The following is an 8,648-nucleotide window of genomic DNA, read 5'->3' on the forward strand; positions in this document are numbered from 1 at the left end:
AGCGCTGGTCACATCAGGTCCCTTGCCAAATGCAAAGCCGGACCATAAAGTTAAGCCCTGACCAAATTGAAGGCTGTAATCTCCAATAACAAGTTTGGTCACTCTCCCAAGTTGGTTAAAAGCCAGTGAAAAAGAGAAGAAATCAAGATTGTATGTATTGTTTCCGCTGAAAAGTTCTTCACCTGCATCTTTCTTGAATACAAGAGAAGCTGAAAAACGGTCACTGTAATTATAGTGGTATTTAATAAGTATTTTTCCAGGCGTTCCGAGATACCTGCTGCCCGGAAGGTCACTGTAGCCTTTTTGTTTCTCCAGCCCTTGTGCATATCTAAGCATCAGGCTTTGGTTTGTCTTGCTTCGTAAATTTTTAAAGGAAGGCATTTCAATTTCAGGGTATTCCCCCAGGGTCACAAATGGGAGCAGATTTGAAATGGTTTCCAAATCAAATGCATCAATTGCCTGAAGTTCTTCAATTGCCAGTAATTTGCCGTTACTGAGTATATGTGCAAAAAGGTTAGCGATTTGCAAGGGAGATAAGAATACAAAATTCTTTAGTTCCTCTGTAGAAGTATGGTTTAGGTTGACAGGGTGTTTGCTGTAATAATTTAACCTTTCAGTAAGCTCTGAGAGGTCATAATCATCCGGTAACGTAGGCGCCAGACGTTCTATAATCTCTTTGATAATAGTTTGCTCTTGTGCCTTCGAAATTGAAGGTATAAGGAATACTAAAAGCAAAAAACGGCATGCGGATTTATTCCAAAATAAATTGATCATTCTAAATGTGTTTACATTTAAAATGAGGTAATATTTCTCTGAATAAAAATTATTTACTTTAAAATATTATATTTCTTCGTTGAGCTTAAGTAAAAAGTCTTTGAGTTTCTCTAAGGAATCGATGATCTTTTGATTTTCCTTAACCTCGCCACTGTTGTTTTTTAAGTGTTCTTTAGCTCCTTTCAAGGTAAAGCCTTTATCGTCGACCAGGTGAAAAATGATCTTTAAGTTTTCTACATCCGCAGGTGTAAATAAACGGTTTCCTTTCTTGTTTTTCTTAGGTTGCAATACATCAAATTCTTTCTCATAGAATCTGATCTGGGAAGCGTTTACACCAAACATTTCCGTCACTTCTCCCATAGTATAATACATTTTATTAATTTCCCTTTCTTTGTACGGCATAATTTGATGTTGATTATTAGCTGTTTATAGCATTTATTTAAAGCATTCAAATGTAAAGGGATTTTAGTAGAATACCGCAATAAAATTTTAATTTTGTTGCATAATAAACTAGAAGGATGACAGCTAAAGAAATCAGAAGCGCTTATTTAAAATTTTTCGAATCTAAACAACATCATATTGTTCCATCTGCCCCAATTGTGGTTAAGAATGATCCAACACTGATGTTTACCAATGCAGGAATGAACCAGTTCAAAGACTTGTTTTTGGGAGAAGCCCCTATTAAATATAAGCGTGTTGCCGATACCCAACGTTGTCTTCGTGTTTCCGGTAAACACAATGATTTAGAAGAAGTGGGTATCGATACTTATCATCATACCATGTTTGAAATGTTGGGAAACTGGAGCTTTGGTGACTATTTTAAAAAGGAAGCCATTGCGTGGAGCTGGGAATTGCTTACAGAGGTTTATAAGATACCAAAAGACAAACTCTATGTTTCTGTATTTGAAGGAGACGATAAAGAAGGTTTGCCGCAGGACACTGAAGCTTACGAAATCTGGAAACAATATGTTCCGGAAGACCGCATTATATTAGGTAATAAAAAAGATAATTTCTGGGAAATGGGCGATACAGGACCATGTGGTCCTTGTTCGGAGATCCATGTAGATTGCCGCCCTGATCAGGAACGTGCTGCAGTTTCCGGTAAAGAACTGGTTAATGCAGATCATCCCCAGGTTATTGAGATCTGGAACAATGTGTTTATGCAGTTTAACCGGCTGAAAGACGGTTCTTTACAGCCATTGCCAGCAAAACATGTCGATACCGGTATGGGTTTTGAGCGTCTGGTTCGGGTGCTACAAAACAAAGCATCCAATTACGATACTGACGTGTTCCAGCCACTTATTCAGTTTATTTCTGCAAAAGCAGGAATTGCTTATGGGGCCGACGAGAAAACGGATATTGCTATGCGTGTAATGGCCGATCATATCCGTGCCATTTCATTTGTAATAGCAGATGGGCAATTGCCTTCTAATAATAAAGCCGGATATGTGATTCGCAGGATTCTTCGCCGGGCAGTTCGTTATGCTTACACTTTCCTTGATCTGAAAGAACCTTTTCTGAATCAGTTGGTACCTGTTTTAGCGGAACAGTTTAAAGGTGTTTTTGATGAATTACTTGCACAGCAAGACTTTGTTCAAAAGGTTGTTCTGGAAGAAGAAGTATCCTTCCTCAGGACCCTGGCTACAGGTATTCAGCGTTTTGAAAACTATACCAAGAAACAAGCAGAACTACTGATGGCAGAAAATGCAATCGAGCTGGAAAAGTCATTCGAAGATGCATGGGTGTACAGTATCTTAAAAGATCAGATGGTGATTTCCGGAGAATTTGCTTTTGAACTGCAGGATACTTATGGTTTCCCAATTGATTTAACTGATCTGATGGCCAGAGAAAAACGCTGGACCATTGATATGACTGGGTATAATAAAGAACTGTCTAAACAGAAAGACAGATCAAGAGCGGCAACAGCTATTGATACGGGAGACTGGGTACCGGTGCACCCTGATCTGGAAACTGAATTTGTTGGTTATGATGATTTTGAAGTAGAAACAAAGATCATTAAATACCGTAAGGTAAGTACCAAAGGAAAAGAACAATACCAGATTGTATTAAGCAAAACGCCTTTTTATGCGGAAAGTGGAGGCCAGGTTGGTGATACTGGACGTATTGAAGACCACAGCCGTTTATTCTTTGTAGAAGTAACGGATACAAAAAAGGAGAATGGAGTTACCGTTCATTATACCGATACCTTGCCTGAAGATCTTGAAGGAGATATGTGGGCGGTGATTGATGAAGATAAACGTTTATTATCCCAGGATAACCACTCCGCAACTCATTTGCTGCATGCGGCTTTGAAAAAAGTACTTGGTAATCATGTCAACCAAAAGGGCTCACTGGTGAATCCGGATTATCTGCGTTTTGACTTTTCGCACTTTGCGAAAATCAGTGAAGATGATCTGGCCAAAATAGAGCATTTAGTGAATCAGAAAGTGCGGGAGAATATTCCGCTCAAAGAAGAACGTGATGTGCCTTATGACCAGGCGATTTCAAGTGGAGTAACAGCTTTGTTTGGTGAAAAATATGGAGATTTTGTACGCGTTATTACTTTTGATGACCACTATTCAAAAGAATTGTGTGGTGGAACACATGTTCAGGCAACTGGTCAGATCGGTTACTTCAAAATCATATCAGAAAGCGCTGTGGCTGCAGGGGTAAGAAGGATAGAAGCCATTACCGCAGATAAAGCTGAAGCTTTTGTCCTGGACCAAAACAGAGAACTCAATGAGTTGCGCGCTTTGTTAAAAGGGAATAAGGATCTTAAATCAGCTGTATCTTCTTTATTGGAAGAAAACGCCAAGCTAAAAAAGGATGCTGAAAAAGCCGTTATTGAACAAGCCGCTAATTTAAAGCATGAAATTGTACATCATCTAAAGACTGTTAATGGAATTAATCTGATCGCAGTTCATGTAGATCTTCCGAACGCTGACGCGGTGAAAAATCTTGCTTTTGCTGTAAAGGATCTGGTAGATGATTTATTCCTGGTTTTTACAACTTTAATCGATGATAAACCGGGGATTACAGTGATGTTGTCTGAAAATCTGGTTAAAGATAAAGGGCTGAATGCTTCAAATATTGTCAGAGAGCTTGCGAAGGATATACAAGGTGGAGGTGGAGGCCAGCCTTTCTATGCCACTGCCGGAGGTAAGAATAAGGATGGTTTGGCAGCAGTGCTCACTAAAGCTGAAGGTTTAATAAAATAAAGGTAATGAAGCTGTTGTGGGTTAAGCCATGGCAGCTTTTTAAAATACATTCTCATGAAAAAATTGATGCTCTCGCTCATACTCACAGGTCTTTTCGCTACAGTAAATGCCCAAAGACAAAATGTATATTTTCTGAAAAATAATGATAAAGAGGTCAAGGAAAGAGACAGCGCAGATTTTATCCGTATTATCCAGGAACCTGATTCGGGAAATGTTAATTTTAAATTATTGGAGTATTATCCTGAGGGAGGTAGAAAAACAATAGGATTTACTTCCCAAATTATACCTTTAGTTTACGAAGGAGCATATATGTCCTTTAATAAGAAAGGAAAAAAAATAGGTCTTTTAAATTATAATGCCGGATGGCTAGAGGGGCCCGCCTATTATTTCTTCGATAACGGCGTACTGCAAAAACAAATTGATTATGGTAAGGAGCGAGTTTTTGACCGTATCCTTAATGATGGCCGATATCAGACCACATCAAAAGTAGTTTATATAGCAGATTCTCTGGGGAATGTGATGGTGAAGGCTGGAAATGGTCATTTTGTCCAAAAGCAGAATGAAAAGAATGGGGAGATGCTGACTGAAGAGGGCGATTATAAAGACGGATTGAAAGAAGGGGAATGGACGATGAAAAGCTCGTCCGGAAATTACTGTTACAAAGAACAGTTTGAACAGGGGAAACTGTTGTACGGTGAAAGTTTTAAAGATGGCTTAAAATATAGTTATACTGTAGGCGAAAAGCAGCCCGAATATGAGGGCGGAATGGAGAAATTCTATAAATATTTACGTAAGGAGGTGAAATATCCAGCTGAGGCCGCTGATGATAAAGCCATGGGTAAGGTGTTTTTAAGTTTTACCATAGAAAAAGATGGTAAAATTACAGGACTAACAGTGGATCGCTCAGCTCACCCCTCTTTAGACCGTGAGGCTTTGCGTGTTATTAATAAATCTTCGGGGTGGGTTCCTGGTTTACATCACGGTATTCCTGTTCGGATGAAATATAGTCTCCCAATTAGTTTTACCATTAGCGGATATTGATTTGTTATGATCATGTTAATTCAGCTAACTCTATTGAAACTAGGATCTCAGCCAGCAACTCATTAATCTGTTTTTTAGATACATTTGGCATACAGATGATATGAGACCAGCCGCTCTCTGCAGCCAATTGCCATTTCTTGCGTATTTGTAAGGGCGGTTCAGGAAAATTAACGGTAATGGCATTTGGATTTCGCCAGGCCTGGATACCGATTTTCTGCAATTCTTTTTCTGCATATTCAGCAACTTCGAGGCACCTCATGGCGCGCTCCTTCAAACCCGCCGTTCCCAGCTTTTTAATCGTATACCATAAAAACAGTGGACTATGGCCGTTTCTGGAACCAGAAATCGTAGTGTCCATACTACCAATATATGCTACAGAACGCGCAATCCGGTCGCGGTTGGATTTTTTAGCTACCACAACCCCGCAAGGCATAGGAGAGCCCAGGAATTTATGACCACTAATGGCTATGCTGTCTGCACCATCTGCAAAATCAAAAGCAGGTCTTGGTTCTACAAAGGCACTGTAACTTCCAGATAATGCCCCGTCAGCATGAATGTAATAGTGTTTTATGGCTAGTTTTTTAAGAATAGCTTTAATACGACCAATGTCATCCCGGGCCTCTGTCATGGTGGTGCCTATATTGGCCATAATGATCACAGGCATCTGTCTGTTCATCCGGATGGTGTTTTCAAGGTCGTCATAATCAATCTCTCCATTGGCTTGAGTACTTATGATGATGTTCTCCATGTTTAAAAGGTGAAGATTCTTTTGGACACTATAGTGAGTAGCTTCTGAGTAATATACCATTCCTTTTGGATGGAGTTCTCTTGCAAGGTACAAGCCATATAGATTGCCTTCAGATCCTCCGTTTGTGACATAACCCCACCAGTCATTTGATTGCGCTCTAAAAAGATCTGCAAAGAATTTCACTACCTCTTTTTCCAATTCTCTTGAGCCTACTGCATAAGTAGACGGAACAAATGGATCGCCCAGATTATTCATGGGATATTGAAGAAAAGGCATCAATTCCTCATAGTTAAAGTCTTTTGATACCGGATACCCCATAAAAAACTCTGTATTGTGCTTAACATCCGCTAAGAGCTGAACGAGTAGCTGATCTTCCTCTGGTGATAAAGAATGTGACATATATAGTGTGATTTTGAGGGTCAAATTTAATGTGTTCAGAATTATATATTATTATTTATTGTATAAAAAGAATATTATATTTTTTTATGTGTTTTTAAGGAATATAATATTGATTATTAACGCTAACTGTATATACACAAAGAAGAAAATTTGCTTATTTTTGTGTTTGCTGAAAATTATGAATAAAAACGAGTCTGACATTCAGGAAGAACTTAACGACGAGACATTGGCACCTTTCTACAAGAGAAGTTCCTTTATCTATCTGGCCATTGCTTGTCTTGCCCTTATTGCAACTGCAGTAGCTGCTGTATTTTATAAGAACCATCCCGATCTGGATAACATCTCTAATATTGCAGATCACGACCTCCATGCAGGCGGCTATAAAGCAATTCTTTTGTTAGACAAAGGTGAAAAATTTATGTTGTCAGACGTTGGTAAAGGCGAAATCACCAAAGAAAATGGCATCCGGATTCTGGAGAATACCGGCGGAGAGCTTCGGTATCAGACGGAGAATCTGGCAGTTGACACCATTTCCAGTCCGCTTGCAATGGCTTATCATGTTATAAAAACACCACGAGGCGGGCAATACAAGATTGTGCTGTCGGATGGCACTAAGGTTTGGCTTAATGCAGCATCGTCTCTTCGGTACCCAGATAAATTTAATTCAACAGTTCGCGAAGTCGAATTAGAAGGAGAGGCTTATTTTGAGGTTAGTGAACAAGATTCTATACCTTTTATCGTAAAGAGTCCATTACAAAAATCTCTGGTTACCGCGGGTCATTTTAACATTAGTAATTACTCCGATGATCCCGCTACCACGGTAACGCTTTTACAAGGACATCTGGAATTGTCTTCAGTAAACAAAATTCAGAAAGCAAGTGATGATTTGACCCCGGAGAAAGTTTGGCTTGAGCCTGGCGACGAAGGTTGGATAACTGCCAGGGGTATAAAACTGGTTAAAGTACGTCCGGATGAATCGATAAGCTGGAAAAATGGCTATTTTCAATTCAGTAATGCAGATCTGAAAAGTGTTATGCGCGAGATGTCGAGATGGTATGATGCAGACGTGATCTATGAAGGAGATATCCCTGATGTAAAATTTAATGGAGAAGTAAGACGGGACGTAAGTGCATCTGCATTTCTGGAGATGCTGGCTTATCTAAAAGTTAAGTTCAAGATCAGAAAGAATGATCATGGTCGAAATGAGATTTTAGTAAGAAGACAGAGGAATAACTAAATAATAACCCTATCTTCACCCATACCGGCAATTTGTCCGGGGTAGTGTTAAAATATTTTTCTTGCAGAAGATCTTCAGTAAACTCATTGATAGTTTTATAGACAATAAAGTAGGCGTAACGGATGATTTTCTGACCAGTTCGCTGGCCATTAACTTGAAACAGAATCTCATTGAGTTGTATGCCGCACAGCAATTTAGAAATGCAGGAATAGGTAATGAACAGCTTGTTCGCCAGAATCAGCTGATTAGAAGCGATCAAATCTATTGGTTGGACCGTAAGCATAACAATAGTTATGAAAATAGCTTCTTTGACTGCATAGATCGTTTTGTTATTTATTTAAACGCTACGTGTTATGCTGGGATTACAGGATATGAATTTCATTACGCATTATATGAGAACGGAAGTTTCTATAAAAAACATCTTGACCAGTTTCAAAACGATGGCAGTCGAAAGTACTCGATGATTATTTATTTAAATGCAGACTGGAAAGACAGTGATGGAGGAGAATTATGCATACACCATCCAGATCATTTGCAAATGATCAGTCCTTTGAACAGAACATGTGTTTTTTTTCAAAGCAGTGAATTGGAGCATGAAGTATTATTGACCAATACGAACAGGTTGAGTATTACAGGATGGCTAAAAGGATAGCTTTAAAAGGAAACAGGGATGGACTATGAGAGTCATCCCTGTTTAAAGATGGTTAATCCACCACAGATCAACCTAAACCAAACAAACTGCAACTATAACGAAGGATATTGCTTAAATGTTTTATCTTTTTTTAAAATTTTTTAAATAATTTATTAATTATCTGATTTACAGAATATTATTTTTTCGATTTGTTGTTTGAATTTTATCCTTTAGCGAAGACACTAAATAAAAAAAGCATCCAATTTGGATGCTTTTTTTATTTAGTGTCTTCCGTGACCTCGTCCGTTTCCATGGTCATTATCATGACCTCGTCCGTGGCCGTTATCGTGGCCTCTTCCCCAGTTATCATGACCTCTGCCACGTCCGTTATCCCAATGTCTGTTGTCACGTCCGTAATCCCTGTAAACTACCCGTTGAGGTCGGTTGTATACATAGCTATTACTTGCGTAACGGGTTCTGTAAACATTATGTTGTAAATAAGGACGATCTCCATTGATCACAACTTTCCGTCCTCCGTAAAGATCGTAGTTCCTGTATCTTGATGGTAAATAACGGGCATGAATCCATCTGTTTCCGCTT

General features: G+C 39.0%; 6 protein-coding genes and 2 pseudogenes. 4 read left to right on the forward strand and 4 right to left on the reverse strand.

Translation table 11 applies throughout. The features are described 5' to 3' along the window. A pseudogene (locus tag VNZ46_RS23330) lies at window positions 1-774 on the reverse strand (helix-hairpin-helix domain-containing protein); the annotation flags it as partial. Between the two features lie 66 nt (window positions 775-840). Beyond that, the gene (locus tag VNZ46_RS23335) at window positions 841-1,176 is read right to left on the reverse strand and encodes a MerR family transcriptional regulator (RefSeq protein ID WP_133782666.1); all 336 of its coding nucleotides are present in this window, start codon (window positions 1,174-1,176) and stop codon (window positions 841-843) included. A 116-nt stretch (window positions 1,177-1,292) separates the two neighbouring features. Here VNZ46_RS23335 and alaS point away from each other — a divergent pair, with 116 nt between their 5' ends. Together alaS and VNZ46_RS23345 are read left to right on the forward strand one after the other, a co-directional pair. Then, complete coding sequence (alaS, locus tag VNZ46_RS23340) at window positions 1,293-3,992, forward strand: alanine--tRNA ligase (protein ID WP_325563123.1); 2,700 nt, start codon at window positions 1,293-1,295, stop codon at window positions 3,990-3,992. Between the two features lie 54 nt (window positions 3,993-4,046). After that, window positions 4,047-5,033 (forward strand): TonB family protein, encoded by a 987-nt coding sequence (locus VNZ46_RS23345; protein WP_325563125.1) that lies wholly within the window; start codon window positions 4,047-4,049, stop codon window positions 5,031-5,033. A gap of 10 nt (window positions 5,034-5,043) precedes the next feature. Here VNZ46_RS23345 and VNZ46_RS23350 read toward each other — a convergent pair whose 3' ends face one another. Next, window positions 5,044-6,180 (reverse strand): histidine decarboxylase, encoded by a 1,137-nt coding sequence (locus tag VNZ46_RS23350; RefSeq protein WP_325563127.1) that lies wholly within the window; start codon window positions 6,178-6,180, stop codon window positions 5,044-5,046. 178 nt (window positions 6,181-6,358) lie between these two features. Here VNZ46_RS23350 and VNZ46_RS23355 point away from each other — a divergent pair, with 178 nt between their 5' ends. Both VNZ46_RS23355 and VNZ46_RS23360 read left to right on the forward strand, forming a co-directional pair. Next, on the forward strand, window positions 6,359-7,417 hold the full coding sequence (locus tag VNZ46_RS23355) for a FecR family protein (protein WP_325563129.1): 1,059 nt from the start codon (window positions 6,359-6,361) through the stop codon (window positions 7,415-7,417). Window positions 7,418-7,478: 61 nt separating this feature from the next. Next, window positions 7,479-8,069 (forward strand): 2OG-Fe(II) oxygenase, encoded by a 591-nt coding sequence (locus tag VNZ46_RS23360; protein ID WP_325563130.1) that lies wholly within the window; start codon window positions 7,479-7,481, stop codon window positions 8,067-8,069. Between the two features lie 260 nt (window positions 8,070-8,329). Here the strand turns inward: VNZ46_RS23360 and VNZ46_RS23365 are convergent. Further along, window positions 8,330-8,648, reverse strand: a pseudogene (locus VNZ46_RS23365) (hypothetical protein); the annotation flags it as partial.

The organism is Pedobacter sp. (genome assembly GCF_035566355.1).
Lineage (GTDB): Bacteria > Bacteroidota > Bacteroidia > Sphingobacteriales > Sphingobacteriaceae > Pedobacter.

What these genes read in the sequence shown, in the direction of transcription:
- VNZ46_RS23345 (WP_325563125.1), top strand. Translation starts at nt 4,047, where the DNA reads ATGAAAAAATTGATGCTCTCGCTCATACTCACAGGTCTTTTCGCTACA.
- alaS (WP_325563123.1), top strand. Translation starts at nt 1,293, where the DNA reads ATGACAGCTAAAGAAATCAGAAGCGCTTATTTAAAATTTTTCGAATCT.
- VNZ46_RS23355 (WP_325563129.1), top strand. Translation starts at nt 6,359, where the DNA reads ATGAATAAAAACGAGTCTGACATTCAGGAAGAACTTAACGACGAGACA.
- VNZ46_RS23335 (WP_133782666.1), bottom strand. Translation starts at nt 1,176, where the DNA reads ATGCCGTACAAAGAAAGGGAAATTAATAAAATGTATTATACTATGGGA.
- VNZ46_RS23350 (WP_325563127.1), bottom strand. Translation starts at nt 6,180, where the DNA reads ATGTCACATTCTTTATCACCAGAGGAAGATCAGCTACTCGTTCAGCTC.